The 18852-nt window shown below is 35.2% G+C and carries 13 protein-coding genes; 1 reads left to right on the top strand and 12 read right to left on the bottom strand.

The genetic code is table 11. The annotated features are described in order from the left end of the window. Positions 1–481: 481 nt before the first annotated feature. From brxL to MKX83_RS01260, 8 genes are all read right to left on the bottom strand, one after another. A complete protein-coding gene (gene brxL, locus MKX83_RS01295; protein WP_341058530.1) occupies positions 482–2527 on the bottom strand; it encodes a protease Lon-related BREX system protein BrxL in 2046 nt (681 codons plus the stop codon). 30 nt (positions 2528–2557) lie between these two features. Then, positions 2558–5116, bottom strand: coding sequence for a BREX-1 system phosphatase PglZ type A (pglZ, locus tag MKX83_RS01290; RefSeq protein WP_191813938.1), 2559 nt, complete (start codon positions 5114–5116; stop codon positions 2558–2560). A gap of 78 nt (positions 5117–5194) precedes the next feature. After that, positions 5195–8689 (bottom strand): BREX-1 system adenine-specific DNA-methyltransferase PglX, encoded by a 3495-nt coding sequence (pglX, locus tag MKX83_RS01285; protein WP_191813940.1) that lies wholly within the window; start codon positions 8687–8689, stop codon positions 5195–5197. 14 nt (positions 8690–8703) lie between these two features. Further along, positions 8704–12288 carry a BREX system P-loop protein BrxC gene (brxC, locus tag MKX83_RS01280; protein ID WP_191813942.1) on the bottom strand — a complete coding sequence of 1195 codons (3585 nt, stop codon included), beginning with the start codon at positions 12286–12288 and terminating at the stop codon, positions 8704–8706. A gap of 19 nt (positions 12289–12307) precedes the next feature. Next, positions 12308–12874, bottom strand: a complete 567-nt coding sequence (locus MKX83_RS01275) for a DUF1788 domain-containing protein (protein WP_191813944.1) — start codon at positions 12872–12874, stop codon at positions 12308–12310. A gap of 11 nt (positions 12875–12885) precedes the next feature. Continuing rightward, complete coding sequence (locus tag MKX83_RS01270; protein ID WP_191813946.1) at positions 12886–13482, bottom strand: DUF1819 family protein; 597 nt, start codon at positions 13480–13482, stop codon at positions 12886–12888. Between the two features lie 31 nt (positions 13483–13513). Beyond that, entirely contained in the window at positions 13514–13750 is a 237-nt protein-coding gene (locus tag MKX83_RS01265) for a TIGR04540 family protein (protein ID WP_318245473.1), read from the bottom strand. A gap of 411 nt (positions 13751–14161) precedes the next feature. Beyond that, positions 14162–14440: a helix-turn-helix domain-containing protein gene (locus tag MKX83_RS01260; RefSeq protein WP_191813948.1), complete on the bottom strand. Its 279-nt coding sequence runs from the start codon at positions 14438–14440 to the stop codon at positions 14162–14164. A 187-nt stretch (positions 14441–14627) separates the two neighbouring features. Here MKX83_RS01260 and MKX83_RS01255 point away from each other — a divergent pair, with 187 nt between their 5' ends. Then, on the top strand, positions 14628–15146 hold the full coding sequence (locus MKX83_RS01255) for a hypothetical protein (protein ID WP_191813951.1): 519 nt from the start codon (positions 14628–14630) through the stop codon (positions 15144–15146). Positions 15147–15161: 15 nt separating this feature from the next. Here MKX83_RS01255 and MKX83_RS01250 read toward each other — a convergent pair whose 3' ends face one another. The 4 genes from MKX83_RS01250 to MKX83_RS01235 all read right to left on the bottom strand — a co-directional run bounded on the left by MKX83_RS01250 (position 15162) and on the right by MKX83_RS01235 (position 18793). Beyond that, entirely contained in the window at positions 15162–15974 is an 813-nt protein-coding gene (locus MKX83_RS01250) for an ankyrin repeat domain-containing protein (RefSeq protein ID WP_341053653.1), read from the bottom strand. Between the two features lie 6 nt (positions 15975–15980). Further along, entirely contained in the window at positions 15981–16262 is a 282-nt protein-coding gene (locus MKX83_RS01245) for a hypothetical protein (RefSeq protein ID WP_225230577.1), read from the bottom strand. A gap of 79 nt (positions 16263–16341) precedes the next feature. Next, positions 16342–17076 carry a DUF1385 domain-containing protein gene (locus MKX83_RS01240; protein WP_191813958.1) on the bottom strand — a complete coding sequence of 245 codons (735 nt, stop codon included), beginning with the start codon at positions 17074–17076 and terminating at the stop codon, positions 16342–16344. A 187-nt stretch (positions 17077–17263) separates the two neighbouring features. After that, on the bottom strand, positions 17264–18793 hold the full coding sequence (locus tag MKX83_RS01235) for a hypothetical protein (protein ID WP_191813960.1): 1530 nt from the start codon (positions 18791–18793) through the stop codon (positions 17264–17266). Positions 18794–18852: the final 59 nt, after the last annotated feature.

Raw genomic sequence — 18852 nt, 5'->3', positions numbered from 1 at the left:
AAATTAATCTGTTAAAAAGTTCTTTGGATAAATAAGCTATCACCCAACTATGTGAATATCGTGTTTTTGACATCAAGGGGGTCTTTTTCCCTTTTCACGTAAGATTGATTACCTAATTAGTAAAAAACTCCATTCAGGGTTTAATAAAAGGATACAAAAGGAAAACACACAAAGAGAGATCACGTATTTTAGTAAAAATATAATGAGTCAAATGCACTCGTTTCACTCGCACCATCTAAAAAGGCAGTTGAATGAAGCATTTCAGTTAATGCAAGCAAAGCCCTCTTTGAGTAAATAATTTTGTTTTTACCGTCAAGGGCGATCTTTTTCTCAAGGTTGATAATTGCTACCTAGATATACAAAAAATGCAACCATTCTAGAGCCATCTAAGAACTATCCATTAGACATGCTCATTAAGAATGATTGTAAATGCACAAAAAGGAATCGGGATGACCGACTCCTTCTTATATAATTACTCTATTCAGCTAACTCCTAAAGCCTTAAACACAGCATCTATTGGATCAGAATAAAACACTGGTTGCACTTTTACTAATAGATCTGGCGGGACTGTCTGCAAGTCCATAACTGACGCTGCAGGTATTAATACTTTTTTGGCACCTGCATCTACGCATACTTGTAAAGTGTTTGCGAATTCCTCCACTTTGGAAATAGTGCCACCGACAGTCATATTGCCTATGACGACCAAACTTTCCTGTGTTGGCTTTCCTAATGCACCTGAGCAAAGGCCGATTAATTCAGCAATCGCTAACTCATCCGTTAGGCCAATTCCTTGCAGATCACTTATGTGCATGAGATAGTCTTTTGTTTTGGTGCTAATGGTATTACTAATGCTTTTGCTATTAGCCGTAAAGAAACGAAAAGCTGTGTCTAGGCTTTCTTTTGCTTCACGGTTAGAACCAACACCTGATTTATCAAATTTACCTGTTCCACTAACAACTTGATTTTCGAGCTTATATATACCAATCATGCCAGAATGACCATGTCCAGCAACATAAACATGCCCCGGCTTACCCATACCTTCTGGTATTAATTTGCCTCCACCTTGCTCTGGAACTGACACATAATGTTCTTCAAGTGTTTCCTTATCAATATAAGAGAACATTACGTCATAAAACTCCATACCGCCAATTTTCTTCAACTGTTCTTTAACCCTGCGGCGACCTTCAAGAGCGTATTCCAATACCTCGCTGACTTCTTCCTTTGTAAATTTGCCGTGAGGATAAAGGAGCTTTAACATACCAGAAACCGTTTTTCGGATTGCATTTGTATCACGTTGGTTTAGATTGTTTCCAAGTTTGAAATAGCGATCAATCGCATCACTGAACGTCCGCTTCCGCATTTCACGGAAAAACTCTGCAATGTAATCCACTATAAAGCCATATTTTTCGGTAATAAGATCTGGACGCATCTTTGGAATTTCCCAACCAGGCAGATAATAGTGCATCCGATCAAAGAATGCCGAATCATTTGCCATCTCTTCTGGGAATGGTGCAAACAAGTGTGATGTTTTAATTAAAGTGTCCACACTTTGATTGATATTACCAACAAATACCATAGCAGCAGAGGCATTCTTCTCTTCTTTGCCTCTAGCAAAAGAACCCGATGCCATGTAGTCCTTCATGATTTGAATGCCATCTTTATCTTTAAAGCGAATACCAGCTACCTCGTCAAAAGTAACACAGTCCCACATCCCTACAAGTCCTACTTTTCTCGTAGACATATTATAGAAAAGATTTGCTACGGTTGTTTGTCCACCCGAAACGAGAATCGAATTCGGTGATAGTTCCTTATAGACATGCGATTTCCCGGTACCACGTGGGCCGAGTTCACACATATTGTAGTTGTTTTCTACAAGGGGAACCAAACGTAGCAACAAATGCCACTTCACCCGCTCTTCTAATTGTGTGGGTTCCATTCCTATAGAGCGTATTAATACATCAATCCATTCGTCTTTTGTAAAGCCCTTTCTCCCTTCAAATACCTCATCTATGTCCATATTTGGCATTTGAATCGGCTGTAAGCTACTAACATTAAAAGGATTAGAATTACGTACCTCTTCGTCATAAAAATAATCAATTTTGACCATGCACCAAATGCCGCCAACAAGGAGCTTATCAAACTCTTTTACATACATGGATGAAATGGGAACACCTTTTAATCCAAGGTTGGAGAACTCAGCTTCGTAAGTATCAATCTTCGGATTTAACGCCACTGTTACCTTATCTATAACAGAGTATTGACCATATTCTCGTATACGTGATTTAATCTTCTCTGCCTCATCAGGACGAACGAAATTTTCGGAAAGAATCTTCTTCACTCGCTCTAGCCCTTCACGAATACTGTCCTCATCATCAGTTGCAGCATACATTCCGAGTAAATACTCGAGTACGTAAATAGGGACGTTCGCTCCTTCTTTAATAAGATTGGTTAAATCTTTGCGTACAACTCTTCCGGCAAAAACGTCATTCAGTTTTTTATCTAAATCAACAGTTAATCCTTCATTCATATTTTCTTCCACTCACGGTCCCCCTCCCTCTTAAAAGTCGAAATCACTGATAATACCCAGGTTGATGTTAAACGGTATTTTCTCCACTACAACACTTGTCTCTGTATCCCTAATAGTTAGGTAATACGTTTTATTTCGATCATAAGGAATGTTCTTCAATACAAACCTTATTTTGAAAGTACGATCAGCAGGATTATCAAATGGGCGATCTCCTATAATTGTTTCCTCGTTAGATATTACGCTTCCTTCCTCATCAGCCATATAGATGACTACAGTTCGAGGAGTTGTTTTGTCCTCCACCTTTTCGTTTTGGAAAAACTCAAGATTAAAAATGCTATTGGTTATCTTACGAGTAGTATTCGTAAGTTTAATATCTACTTTTTTAATGGCCTTAGCACCTTTTTGCCCAGTACGTTTGTTTTTAAAAGTTAATAGTGGGACGACAATCTCTTGTAGACTTGCACCACCATGAACAAAATTAATACCTGATCCTTGCATCTTGTATCTGAGAGTTGCCTTTGGAAAATACGCTATTAATTGATGCTCATTTTTTATAACAGATGACAGATTGATAGCCAATTGTCCTGATAGTTCACGCTGCTCATTTGACAGTATATAGCGACGTTTAACTTCAATACTACTACCTGCATCTTGTCCAATCTTATCACTTTCTTCTAATTCATCCCTTTGGTATAAGAAACCGTGATCAGCCGTAATATACACATTCGTTCCGCTTAAATCATCCCGAATTATTTTAACTAAGTCATACAATTGATTTAATGAAGTTTCTACTGCATTAAATGTATAGACTTCTGTTGATGCCTTATCTCCCATTGCATCAATCGTATCGTGATAGATGTATATGAGCTTTTTACCCTTAAAGGTTTCTCTTCGCCCCGCTTTATTCATCGCTAGTACATCTTGAAAATGAACAGCAATGCTTTCAGCCACTTTAGATTCAAGAATCTTTTTCCGATTTTCCAAACCAGAGGAATCTTTTCCATCAACAAATACCCTTGCATTTGTATCTATGTCTATTTCTTTGTGTGGTAGGAGTGAAGGCATCCCTAGTTTTGTAATAGAAGGCACTACTCCAAGTAATGTTTCCACATCACAAACACCCATTGTCTCGGTATTAAGACGATCGGCCAGCTCAACACCTATTTCATATCGCATCGCATCTGAAACAATAACAAAAACTCGTTCCCCATTTCTAACTTTAGAGTCAATGAATGAAGAATAAAAGTCTTGCTGATTTTTGATACCGGGTAATGACCAGTCCTGTGTCATTTCAGACTCCACCGCTTGGGACCAATGGGAACTCAACTCACCCATATACCAGTTCGTATATAGATTTTCTACCAGCATTTTTAACTTTTTCAATAAATCATGATTACTTTCCTCATCATAAGCCACATAAAACTTTCGGTAGTATGTATCCATTAAATGATAGTCATTTACATATGCCTGATACAAATCAATAGCCCGTCCCTGCGGTATCCCTTGGCGATGTTCTTTATAAAACTCATGAATTTTAACAGTATAATAAAGTGCCTCATACACGGAAGCAAATTTTTCATAGTAATGCTTAGCTCTTCTCAATTTAATGAGTTTCGTGTATTCTTCATAATCCTCAAGCTGTGTAACCAATCCATTCGCTATGTAAATAATGATTGCTCGATCGAGATATGGGAAAGTATCCGCCTGTTTGAATACTTCAATTGGCAAATTATTGATTATGTTCGAAAGGTGGATTTCCTGCTCAGCCATTTCAGCATATTCATCGAATACCATATAGTCAGTCTTATGGTGCATCCAATGGTCAATAAACACAACAGCATTTGTTTTATTTCGATTGGATATAAAATCACTAAGTTCATTTAGATTTTCTTCTCCAACCGATTGACTGAATGCAGTTATTGCTAGATGGATGAACAAAGTTTTTAGACTCTTCTTCTCCCGTTCATAACCGTAGTGATTAGAAACGTAATTCCAAAACACACCAATATCAAAAAACTTTTCCATAAGGGATAAGTATTTATTCTCATTGTCCTCCAGAGTGTCCATTAATACAGCCTTTAAAACTTCTTCAAAATCTGGAGTTTTAACGTTGCATAAGACACTCATAATAGAAAGTTCAATGATTTGCTCTGAATAGGTTTCTATATTTAATGCTGAAAACTTTCTAAAACGGTCCTTATTATTAAAGAAACGTTCATACTTTTTGATTACTGCACGAAGTGATGGGTCTATATTCAATTCACTTAATATAAGTGAAATTCGATCTGCATAGAATGTTTTCGAATAAAAAACAGTATCTGCTAACCAGTTGTCTTCCACACCTAACTCCATATTTGTATAAATCAGGTAAGGAGATGTAGGATCTTCTTCTTCGAGCAAATATTTCGTCTGAAACTGGTTAGAATCCGTTAGCGTATGAACTTTTACTTTATCAACTGTAAGATGTTCAATATCCTCAGCAAACTCATTATCTTTATCCACCCAGAACACAATTTTCCGTTGTTCCCCATCTTTTAATGGTTCATTGAATATATCTGATAACGCAGCCTCAATTTGATTTATGTTCATTCCCTTCACCTACCTTCTATTATTATTATAGTGCAAAGATACATCAGCAAAACACCGATGTATCTCCGTTAGAGTTAATTAAATTTTTGCGACGAGACCTTTAAATATTTCATAATTCGCTATAACTCCATCATCTAAATCCATTTCTATCTGCATATCTGCCATATGATGTAATTTTTCATCATATTCTTTTAACTCCTCAATCTTCTTATCCAATAGCTTTAACTCTTTTTTAGCATTACTAATTTCTTTTGCAGTCGAGTCTCCTTCAATCACATTTATATGGTTTTTTCTTTCAGCTTCCAGTCTTATCTGGTATTCATGCAGATAATCAGTTCTCATTCTTGATAGAGTTGTTTTATCATAACGGTGAATATAGACTAAACTGTTAAATGCTTTCTGTTTTCCTGAAGAAAAAAGCCAGTATATCGGGGTTCTTCTTCCTCTTGTATTGAATATGCCTATATGGTCATTATAGAACTCTGTAGTAAAATACTTCCCAAGTCTCTCTTTAGGTGTTTCCCTTTCCGTTCTTCCTAAAGCGTTTGTAATAAAATCTAAGTTTTCATTTAGATTACTTTCACCAAAAGTAACCCTAACAAATTCCACAAAACGTGTAACTATATCATTGTCAAAATGATTATCTTGGAATACCGGCACAATTCCATCATTGCTTACAGGGAAACTTTTATATTTACTAAGATCAAACTGTCCACCAGCATACACTACTCCAGGAATATCAATTGAATAACGGCCTAAAATACAACCTACAGCATACGATATGAAATTTCTAATATCCCTTTCCAAATCGGGCGTATGAAGAATTATGTCCTCATCATCCACATCTGGAGTGAAATCCTCACTTAAATTATAAATATCAATAAATAGCTTATTCAACGATTCCTCATTTTCCTTCAATTGGAGAAAATCTTGTTTTTTGACAGCTTTCCATTCATCAAAAGAATCCTTTATTAATCCTGTTTCAGTTTTATATTTAAGCAAAGGTGAGACCTCAAAGTCGATAGAGTTTTCAAATTCATCCCAATCCTTTTTGGCTATTTTGATTGAATTCTTTGCCAAGCTAACTATTCTACTTTTAAGATCCTTGTCCTCTGTAGGAATAAAAGGAATATATTTTATGTCGTTAACTTGCGTATTAGGAGTAGGGTTAAAAATACTAATAACAGTTGAAGCTATTTTCGTATTCAATAGTGCCAGAATATAATATTGCAATTCCTCATCATTTACATGTAGGGTAGGTCCACCTTTATCATAAATAACATTACTAACCCACCTGACAGTAAAACCTCTCAATGATACACCATTATACGTAATGCCTTCCCTATGCCAGTATTGTTTATCTAATAAATTTGAAGTTGGATTATTTTTATAAAATGCTCTACCAGCTTCTGACCAATCCACTACAAGTTCTATATTTCCAAACCACTTTCTGTAATCTCCACCTTTTGAATATAAACTCCATCTTTTTTCCTTTATTTTTTGGAGCTCCACTTCCCAAAAGTTCCTTAAATACTTTTTGTTATTTCCAGTTATGTTCTGGGAACCCGAAATTTCAATCACATTATCCAATATTTCACTTTCAATAAATAGTCTTCTAAATCTTTTTGAAATCCAATAAGCAAACCTTTTTCCGGGAATCTCCACAAATACCTTGTCGCTAACAGTATATCTATAGCTTACATTGGAATTTTGAATAGCTTCCTTCACCTTAATTTCTTGAATATTTATGCCTTTAAAATCATGTAATCTTATATATTCCCCAGGCACATTCACACTATAATTTCTTAGGGTAAAAGTACAAACTGGAACTGCAGCAGTCTCAAAGGCATTTGGTTCTAATTGAATCAATGAACTAATGGTTCTATCTCTAATCAAGTCAGTTCTTAATATTTCATAGTTTTTTATAAACATCCAAGCATAAGGAGTAACTAATCCAATTTGACCATAATCTTCAGTACAACTTTGAACAAATTTAATAAAGACACTGAACAAATCTGTTCCATAATTAGGGTAATTTTCATCAATAAATTTCTTCAATTTTTCATTAAGGAATTTATATCCAATGTAAGGCGGATTTGTAATGGTACAAGAATATTTTTGATATAACAATTTCGCTTGCTTTATCAAATTTGGTAACAATAATAATGCTTTTTCTCTCATTCCTTCTTCAAAGAGATCACTTGCTGGATTGTTTTGAATAAATGTTAACCTTTCGTATAGAAAGTCTTGCGGAAAATGGTCTACATTTACTAAGGAACCAATCGTTTTACCATCTATAAACTGTTTAATAAATTCTTTGGTATCATCATATTTCTTTCCAATATTTTCTCCAGCAATATAAGCAATGTCTTCATTCGTTAAAATATTGGTTTCTTGAATTGAAGCCAAATTTAGTATTAAACCATCTCTTTCAATACTTCTTAAAAATCGTCTATTATATTGCAATGCTTTCATTACAACAGAAAAACAGGCAAGTTGATAAGCCCTATCATCTATATCCAATCCATATAGATTATTCTCAATAATTAACCTCGGTATTTCTCTTTCAATATATCCACTTTTACTGTATATTTCATAAAATACATCAAACATGTATACAAGAATATGGCCACTCCCCATGGATGGATCAAAACATTTGATTTCTTCTACTTTTAATTCTTTATTGATGAAAGGAGCCAAGTTATCATCAACATCTAGTCCTGGATTAGCGTTTTCCAGATAGAATTCCCAATTCTCTAACAGATCCCTATGTTCAGGGTGAGATTCAATCCAATAACGACCTAATGAATTTTGAACCATATAACGTACTATCCAGTTAGGTGTAAAAAGCTGGGTTGCAAAAGGTATTTCCTCGGTTTTATATTTCTTCTTCGCCTTAATTACCCTATCTTTCTCCTCTGCGATATAATATTGATACAACCAACCAATGACTTCAACCTTGGACCAATTATCTTCCGGTATAATTTCTGTATTCGTCATCTGCCTAACGAAAGAATCGGTTGCAAGCAAACCTTCTGGAAATAGAATTTCTGTATAGTCATCAATTGTTTCAAACATGAAAGGCATGTATCGGTTCAAGTCATTGCAATGCTTGATAATAAGATATTTGAATAGCTCCTCTGAGTTATTATTTATTTTTAGCTCATAGATATATTCCTTGTCCAAATCTAATTCTAACGATAGTGCTTCTTTCATCATATCTGGCTCGGTACTATCAACATTGGTAGAAGAAAGTACCCTTACTTTCGTTGGTAAGTAGTCATTTACCTCCATAAAGCGTAAGGCAGTGAAACGGTTAAACCAAGTATAAGCAACTTCCTCCATTACTCGCTTGAACCCAATTTGACCAATGCGATCAATCAACTTATCTCTTTGAATCTTTTCTTCCTTTGAAAGCTGTCTGCCATCAATAAAGATGGCATCTGAGCTTTCAATGTCTACTTTTTTTATGTTATCTTCTGTAATTCCTATCTTCATTGCTCTTGCTTCGACCTTTTTCAACAGCTCTCTTCGTGCATTCGTAGCAAAAGTCTTGAGTGCAGTTTTATTCATCCATTTCACCCCGATTACTCAACAAACTCAATTTGTTTATTTTCTTTAATAATCTGTTTTAACTTATTGGATAAAGCATTGATGTACTTATCGACATCATCTTCTGTAGTTAATGTTTTAACATTAACCAGCTTTGTTACCTTTACTGGTTGCTTTTGAATGGTCGGCTCAACAGGTGATACAGGAGGATCAACTACTTCACCATCAGGACGTTTTCTTTGTTCTTCTTCCTTTTTACGTTTCCATTCCTCAATTTCCCGCTCGATATGCCCTTCCATTTTTTCCTTGAAGCTGGTGCTTTGAGAAACTGTTGCATCAACTTTATAAATATCTGTATATGTATCTACATTAGCATTTAGTTCTTGATAGTAACGATTTACTCGTTCTTTCGTTTCATTGGATACACCGTATTGTGATGTCAATAACGATAAGTAATCACTATCGTCTTTTAACCTTTTATGAGCATTTTCCCTTTTCTCATTTAAAACATTATTGATTTGTTCATCCATTGCATGAATAAGCTCTGGAATGTCCTTTATCTTTTTGTAAGGTATGGGATCCTGAAGAATGGACTGGAGCTTATTAATAACTCCTTCTACCTCTACACCCGTCAAATAGGATTTACTTTCATCATATTTTCGTATAGCTGCCAATCCATCATCAAAGATTTTCTTCTGATCAGTACCGAAGAAACTTTTGACATAGACAATATCCTCTTCCCAATCAAGTAAATCATCTTCTAGTTCCTTTAACTTATTGAAAAAAGATACATTGTCTAAGCCATTATGGAACTGCTCAAAGTATTCTAATCCTTTGTCAAGTAAGCTCATACCAGGATACTTTCTACCCTCATAACGGGCTTTGTACCCCTTGATTTCGTCTATCTGTTTTTCAACAAGTAGTCGAATGTCCTTCAATAGTCCATCTTCATCATCAGCTAAATCTGTTTTATTGAAAACATCCTTACAAATACTTTTAGCTGTTTTAATTAGTTTTTCATCAACCTTTACCCTCTTCAACACAATGGCTTTGTCGGCTTCCTGTGTCTTTGTAAAAATCGTTACAAGAGTATTTACATTGTCTTCAGGCTCCAAGTATTCTGCATTATAACGAATCCGGATACGTTGTTCTTTTAATAAATGTGCAATCATTCCTGCTATATCAAGCATTTTCCAACCATATGGCTTGTCTCCAAAACGATCAAATAGAATCTTAATACGCACCTGTTTTTTCAAATCGTCTTGTAAACTGATAAAATCAGACACTTCCCGCTTTGCCAAGTCATTTGGATTTACTTTCAAAGTTTCTTCAAATGACAATTGTTCATCGTTTGAAGCAAGGATTGAAATTAAAGTACGTTCATTATCTAAGTGTTCCTTTACATAACTAAGTTTTGTGTAAACATTATCGACTAACATCGTAAAGGCAGCATTTATCTTCTCACGAACAGTTGCTCCTTTAATTTCTACTTTATCCCCATTGATAAAGAATGCACTATCTTTAATTGCATCCTCCAAAAGCTCACGAACCCTTCTTCTACGTTCACGAACTTCCGCTTGTTTATTATTTAGGATATTTTGGATGTTTTCAGGAAGTTGCGTAATATTCGTTTTCTTACGGAATTCCTCAATACGCAATGCTTCTCCGATTTCCTCGATATAAGCCTCATTACCACCAAGTTTGATGATCATTTCCCCGTTACCCGAAGTCATCATCATTAATTCTTGTTCAGACTTCTGGTAATGATCTGATAATGGAGAGAGTATTTGCATACCTATATTGGATGTCTGATTTCCATAGTTTTTCTCATCCATTTTCTGATTGTAGGTAAATGAGTATTCACTGTTGTAACGGAAACGCTTTTCATCATATAGGTCTTGGAAAATATAGTGTGCTAACTCCCGCTTAACAATGTCCTCATCAATATTTAGGGACTTGATTTCCCTATTAATGTCTTGTTCGTCATCTGTTAAAAAGATAAAATTATCCCCATTTTTCTGTACCAACGTTTGGGAAATTAGCTTACGCAAGGAAACCTTAATTTTCTCTTTAAGCTGCAACTTATCCTCATCAATATGTGTAACCATTAGAGTAGCAATATTATCAAGATTTGCTGGCAGTTCTTTTACATATTTAATCATGAATAGAACCTTTAATAGATCAATGTTAAAATCATCATCTTTTAGGGCTGGATTTTCATAGGCACCTTCGATAACTCTTGAAATGGATGGATTCAAAAATTCCTTTATCGTGTCATAGAAGGCATAAAAAGGTATAAGCGTACCTTCTTCAGCATTCTTATATTGAAGACCAGCTTCTTTAAATGCTGATAACATTGAGCGTTCCCCTTCAGATAAATGCTTACCAGAAGAGCCATGTTTTCTTACTTGCTCAAAAACGTTTTGTAACAACTTAAATTGATAAGGCATGAATGGATACACATCTGCAAATTCCTGTTCATTGTCAAATCCACGTAAATCCGCTGTGCTTTCTCGGAAACTAATTAAGTTCTTTAAAATAGCACTTTTTTCAGGATAAAGAACCTTCAATTTGTCATTAGCAAAGTCCTTTTTCAATAGGATACGCTTTTTGATAACTTCATCAACCGAGATGGATGATAGAGAGAGTCTTGTATCGAATCGCCCTTGAATACGGGAGAAGTCGTCCCCTTTAACTTTGATAATGCTATCAATACTCTCTTGAGAAGTAACCATAATCCAAACCTTACCTTTACAATGGGTTCCAAGATCTTCAGCCACTGTCTGCAAGTTCAACATTAAACTACGGTTATCACCAATGTATTGGCCGATCTCATCCACGAGGAAAATAAGGTGGAAGTTTTTCCCCTTATTATTGATGTACTCATTTACGTCTTTCGCAAACTTTTCAATACTGATTTCGAAATTATTTACACCATTTTCAAACCAATTTCGAGCAGATTCTTCCGTCATATCGGTTACTTTCGTTAGGGCACCAATAACAAAGTCCGCATCAAAGTAAAAACTATTACGACGTTCTTCCCACGCTTCACCAGCTAATGACTTAAATTCCGCTTTAAACGCCTCATAGACTCCCTGTTTATCCAGGTACTTCTCCATTTCGGCCACACCGGGTATATCTCCGTAATAGCCACGATGCTCATAAAATACCTTCATGAAGACACGGAGAATTGCATCTTCTTTTGATTTGTTATCGAGTGAACCTTTCGAATCTATGTTGAACAGAATAACCTCTGTTTCCACATCAGCCGTTCTTTGCATATTCGCATATACAAGAGGGTCTTGTACTTTATCTTGGAAGAAATCAATCGCTTGTTTACCTTTTACCTTCTTGTTTTCAAGTAAGTAAGCAAGTATCTTCAGAAAGTGTGATTTACCGGAACCAAAAAATCCTGAAATCCAAACCCCCATCTTATCAGTTACTCCATTAATCCCTTTTTGATAGTTCTCATAAAACTTAGAAAGGTGTTTTTGCAGCTCACGGGTAACGACATACTCGTCCAATTCCTGATAAATATTATCTTCATCTTGTTGAGCTACTTTAATGACTCCACGAATATCACGTTCAATGTCTTTTTGAAACATATCTTTAATAATCATCTAAATTCCCCCTATCCTTTTAATCGACTAATCGAAATGCCCGGTAATAATTATCATCCTTAAATTTTCCAAACAATTGTAATGATTGCCCATCATATTTTCCAGGGAAAAACATGATAACGGGAACATTGTCCAACACTTCTTGTAAGTTATTTAAAATATTGTGGGAACGAACAAATGGATAAACCTTACCTATTCCAGTGAGGAACACCACATTATAATCATCCATTTGTTCTTTAATCTTTCCTAGAAACACTTCTGGCTTAGCAAATGTCGTCATTGCTTTAAACAATTGATCTTTCCCTTGTCGTTCTTCCATTTCAAAGATTCGGTCAAAGATCCTTTTATCCTTTGTAATTTCTAACAGCATCTTATACAAATCAAACTCAATAATTCTACGGTTCGATCCTTCATAACCAAATTCTTTCTTAATATGCTTAATATAATCCCTTACCACAAGTTCTTCTTGCGGCTCGTAGTCAAATACGTAAAAGCTAATTTCATTGCCAAGGCCACGTCCCTCTATGAACTTATCCTCTTTAATTTTCGGTATTATCTGATCCAGTCTTGCATTCAAATTTGCCACATATTTACCCCCTATTCACCCATTGCACGTATATAACGAGCATCACCAATTTGAGTGAGATGATTCTTTATCTGTTCATCAATGATTAGCCTGTCTAACTCTTTACCTTTTCTGGTTCTTAACATTCTGCTTTCATACAGCACTTGCATGTAAGCTCTTTGTAACTTTTCAATATTAATATCGCTCCAACTGGCTACCTTTTCACTTTGTTCAGCCTTAGAGGTGAAGAAGAGATTAATGTCCTTCTTTTCTATTAGGTAGTCATTATTATGTAGCTTTTCCCCTATTACCTCATCCATGAATTCAAAAAACAGCAAATCAGTCTTCATAATGGCATACAGGTTAAGGGTCTTTCCCGTTTCAATGGAACCTTCTAGCATTAAAGCCGCCAGAGTTTCGTCAATAACTTCTGCCCTTTTCATAACGGAAGGTAGTGCTCTATTGATTCTCCCTTGATTATTAAATTGAAACAGATTTTCTTCCTTTACTTTTTTTCTTATTTCATCTTTGGCTAAGCCCTGTTGTTTCAACTTTATAACCTGTTTTAATTCAAAAAGTAAAAAAGATGCTCCATTTAAACTTGAAGAATATTCTAATTCTATTGTCATGCAATCAAACCTTTCAGACAAGACTATTTTCCTATTTTATTTCCAATACTTTTCCCACCACAGCCAAACGCCTTTTACCACATTGCTGCTGGACTACTTTTGTAAACTGATTATCCTTAATTAGTTTCTCTTGATTATGTTCATATAAATTCTTTATCCCATCTATTAGCTCATTCTCTTTTATCTCTTCCTGCCAATAAGAATCGACTAGCTTGTTCAAATCAACAGCCAAATCTCTCTGTGTACGGTAAAACATTTTCAGTTCCACAGGATTCACCTCTTGCAATTTTCTTACTTACCTCTTATTTTAGTCTTATTTAATTTGGAACTCAATGTAAAGGGTAAGCTAATTTTTGTTCTATTGTGTTAAACATAATACAATAAGTTCGGTTGTAGTTTGGTTTATCATTATATAACGTCAAAAGAGACCAACCATAAGGTCCGTCTCCCTAAAACTTAACTGATTGTTGTTCTTAATGAATTTATTCAAACCCACAGTTTGTGTATTTGCTTATAAAGTCTTTATTGGAGCCTGATTGAGTACATTATATCAATCATAACTTCCATGATCATTTTATAGTGTACCCGAAACGTCCCCAATCGAGTTCCAATGACATTTTGAATTAAAAAAACGCCATTGAATAACTGGTATATTCCCTGTTATTCAACAGCATTTCTTCTAATTTTTTATCCTTTTAAACTCCTTAATGTCCTTTATAATTCTTTCCAAATATGCCATAAGGCTATAATTGTCCCAATTGAAACCACAAAGAAGTAAGACTAACCTTGTATTTAAAAGAGCGTTTCTTTGACCTACCTCTATTCTATAAATGAAGGCTTCGGATAAATCGGTTTTGTCTGCCAAATCCTTCAAACTCATGCCGTACTGTTGCCGTGATCTTCTAACATATGCCCCAAAGTCATTTAATGCCATCTCTATTGCTTCATCATTATTCATACCACATATCCTCCAGTCTATCTTACTGGCAATCACCAGTCCCATTTTTGTTGCTGCCCTGTATACTACTGAAGATAATGGCGAAATATAACTCCCTAATCGAACCATAATAAGTTATTAAATATTCATCAGATCAATAGTATAAAAGGAATTACAAACTACTAGAAAAACAGGAGAGTGATGTGTAATGCAGCAAGAGGAATTTCAAAAGATGGACCTAATTGAACGTGCAGAATATGTGAATAGTTTGTTAGCAAAGGAAAAAGAGGAACCCCTTAGAAAAGTGGCGGAGAAACTTCAATTGAACTATAGCTCCTTTTGCAAAGAGATGCGAAAAGGTGGGTATTCATTTAACCAGTCAAGGAAGCAATATGAGAAGACATTCTCTATAGAAGAGTATAAGGAGGTTGAGAAATATATAAACAAAAGTGGAGATGCAAATGATGTTGTTCAGTTTATCAAAGATCACTTTGATGAACTCAAAGTTCTATTGGAGGTACATTCTAGTCAGTTGGTCTTGAATCCAATCGTCTATGACGCAAATATCGAAACTGTAACAAAGACAGTGCAAATTAATTCCAAGGTATACAGTGAATTCTCTGATTTGTGCTCGAAAAAGTTCGGCCATTTAAGATTACGTGATGTCTTATCACAGTGCATTTATGAATTTTGTGAGAGAAATAAGGACAAGACCCCTAGATTATGATTTCTAGGGGGACTGTTATATAGTTTTTTTATTTCCATTCCATTCATTTAACAATTCGATGATTTCATTCTGTGATTGACTGTTCCAACTATATCGACTCCGTTGCAGGCAATTCTCATTAACGTTTGCCCCCTTTTCAAGGACAGCCTTACAAACCTCAAAGTATCCAAAATAGGAAGCGATTTCTAGCAGTGATCTGCCAAGAGTATCCAATTGATTAGGATCAGCTCCCAATTCAAGTAATCTTTTTACAAAAGGTAGCTTGTTATTAAACACCGCCCAGTAAATTAGGCTTTCGCCATTTACTTTTTCATTAACTTCATGATTATTCAAGTATTCATCTAGTTTCTTAAAATTATTTGAATTTAGTATCTTTATATAGTCCAATTGGGAATCCCTAGGCGTGTTCCTTTTTGCAATTCGCTTCATCTTTTCAGTCATCTCTTTATTATATTTCCTATACTCATTCATTTCCGGTTGGGCCTTTCTTATATCCTCGGAACTTTTTAAACCGAAACCGATCATGTCTTCAACTGATAATACTTCTCCCCCATGACTATCATCGACCTCAAAAAAGGGCAATTGTAACCTTTGCCAGAACTCTGAATCATATTGCTCATCATTTAGGATTATCTTAATACCATATGTCTCAAAGTCAGAGAAAACACCCGTGCAATCTCCTTCTCCACTTTTTAGTGCATGCTCAATGCTTTCCTTCAATCGTAATAAAGCAGCTTTATTCGATACAATTAAGACATCTTGGTGAGGCTCGTTTTGAGAGTATATATACAAAAGAGGAGGTCCTTCACGGTCCTTTTCATTGTTCATTTAGCTTTACTCCCTATTTCCAAATTGATTAATATAAGCCTGTAGAAATTCTTCAAATTCTTTATCTTCAAGGTAAAATAAGTCTATATTAGAAATCGGCATTTTATATCCCTTCGAATCTATTTCAAAACCTTCTCTCTTGCCAAATCCATCATTTTCGGATGAGTATTCATGTTTTAGTAAATCTATTAACTGAAAGAAACGCATGTCCGGGTTTGACTCCCATATTTCTTGAAGCAAATACAAAAGCCTTTTTATTCTCCCAGGGTCTCTCTTCTCTTCATTCATCCCTTTATTCCCCCCTATTCTAATTGTTAGGCTCTTTTTCCACTGATTTACCCTAAAATGTTTTCCCTTGTTTAAGAATTTAATTTTCATTTGCTAATTCTTTCTCTTGTAATCTTGTCATTGCCTCTATTGCCACCTTTAAATGTTTATCTTCAGGCTTTGCAGTAAAAAGAATATATTGTACAACCTTGCCAATCATCAATACAGAACTCCAAATTACTTTTGGTTCAGTCTTCCATAACTCATATCCAATACTCCAAGAGACTAGAAACACCCAAACTCCATCACCAAATACCATAGATAGTATAAAAAAACAGATGAAAATAGAAACCGCTAAATTTGTCCCACAGTCTCTATGTGTCCTTGGTTGCTTTTTTACTCTTTCTAACGTCAAATTCTGATTACTCTCATAAGCATTTGCAATCATGTGTTCAGCCGCATGGTACTTACCTATCGGGCTTATTTTTATCACTAGGCCAGCTATAACTAGAAAGAAAAACAACATCTCTAAGGTGTTAATTGGGATAGTATATAATAAATGAAAATTTGATTTTCCAATGAATATAAGCTCTATTAATAACGAGACTATTGCCGCAAATAAAAACCGTCTCCAATTTTCAATTATTAGTTCAAATACCATTGAAAAAGAGCGAACGAAGGGGACCTTAGAAAAAATAATCGTTATTTTCTTATCTCCCTTTTTCAGTCTCGTTTCTGTTGTGATTTTCCTATCCTTGAGTCGGGATAAAGCCTGATACTTATCCCCAGTAAAACTAACAGAATTATATCCAGCTCTTCCTCCGTATATTTTCACTATCTATCACTCCTACTTAAACTTTACTTCCTCCTTCTCGACTTCCAAATAATCGTTGTAGCAACTGCACCTAATAAAATAATAATCAGAATAGCAACAGTGGAAACAATTAATAACCACACAATAACTCCTCCCCTTTATATAAATTTCATTAATTCCTTGGTTAAGTACCTACATCTTCGTTACTTCATTTCATATATTTATTAAACAAACCTTTATTTTCGAAATATGCTCTAAAGAGTTTCCGCAGCTCACTGTAATTCTCAAAAGTCAAAAGCATAACCACCATTTGTTTTATGACATTAGTGGCTTCATTTTCAATCCAATCCCATGATGCTCTTGTTAATACTAGATTTTGATGTTCTTGGATTATTTGACTCAACACTTTGATTAATTGGCCTTGTTCTTCTACCTCCCCAATTAACTGCATTAAATCGCTCCTCTTACTAAGACTATCTTCAACAGCTTCTTTTACGGTCGTGATAATGTTCATGATACTTTCGCTTATCTCGTACTGATCATTCCAATACAACAACTCATCAAAGGCATAGATAACATCCCGCTCCAACTTAACATAGGAATCGTCTTCTATTTCCTTCAGTTTCCTTCCTTTTTCCTTTAGCATTTTTACAATATCTTGATATTTCGCTTCTATTGTCTGGACAAACTGGTTATTGTCGCCCAATTTCCCTTTAAGAACACTTATTACCTTTTCTTTTGGAACATATCTCCTTGTCCGTCTTCCCATATATCCCATGTCTAAAAACATGTTTCCGAATTGTGACTCGACTGTCTCAGGTACTTCATTTGCAATTCCTATATTTGCTCTTGTATCTGGTTCAATCATTACCCATGTTGAGCAAATTGCCTTTGTAAACTCAATAGGTTCAAACTTCGGACCATTGTTATCAAAACAACATATGTCAGTTAGTATTTCTAATGGGAGACCAGCGTTTAGAAATCTTATAATGACAAGCTCAGCTCCTAGTTGTACAGGACTTTTGAAATCTTGAAGTTCTTTAGAGAAATAATTTCGTATCGTATTCATGTTAAAATGTTTTCCAACAAGGCCATCCACTTCCTCACTAGCACCAATGGAAAGGTCGTATAAAGCCTCAAGCTGCTTTTCTTCTATACCAATTACCTCCAAACGCTCTAAGAGCTTGGAAGGGTTAACTCGGACAGGTAAATCTATTGGCTTTTCTAAAATAGAATTAGCCCAATTTACTGCATTTTGTGCCTGGTCTTTGGAAATATCACCATAGACACATGCAAACTTCGGAAACCTACTTTCGATTAACGCAGCGATGGCAAGGAGATAAATATGATAATCCTTACCTTGGGTTTTTGAATAAAAAACTTCTCTTGCTCCTCGCTCGTTCTTATTTAAAAAGTTTAATAAAATATCTTCTTTCGCTCTTTCTTCTTTCAATCTACTATATCTATCTAAACTAGAAAACAAGGTAAAACTCTCTCCAGTTTCTTTGCTTTCTAAGTCTCCATTTATTTTCCAATATTCTGCCTCGGAACCATAGCCTTCGACATTTTGTCGTTCTGTTCGGTCTAATACGAATCGCATAAATCCATTAACACTATCCACGTTTAACGTTGCAAATGGGTACGCTTGTATCAACTGTAACGTCTCTTCAAAAACCTTTTGCCAATCTTCCTGGTTAATATGATTCGGGATTATGTCCAGGCCAATATAAATTCCCATTCTTCATCCTCCTCATAGGTGAATCTCTTCCAACTCTTTACCAATGACTAAAGTCAAAG

The organism is Cytobacillus sp. FSL M8-0252 (assembly GCF_038007345.1).
GTDB lineage: Bacteria > Bacillota > Bacilli > Bacillales > Cytobacillaceae > Cytobacillus > Cytobacillus kochii.
Note: the sequence above shows the minus strand (reverse complement) of the source record. Positions and strands in the feature narration are given on the sequence as shown.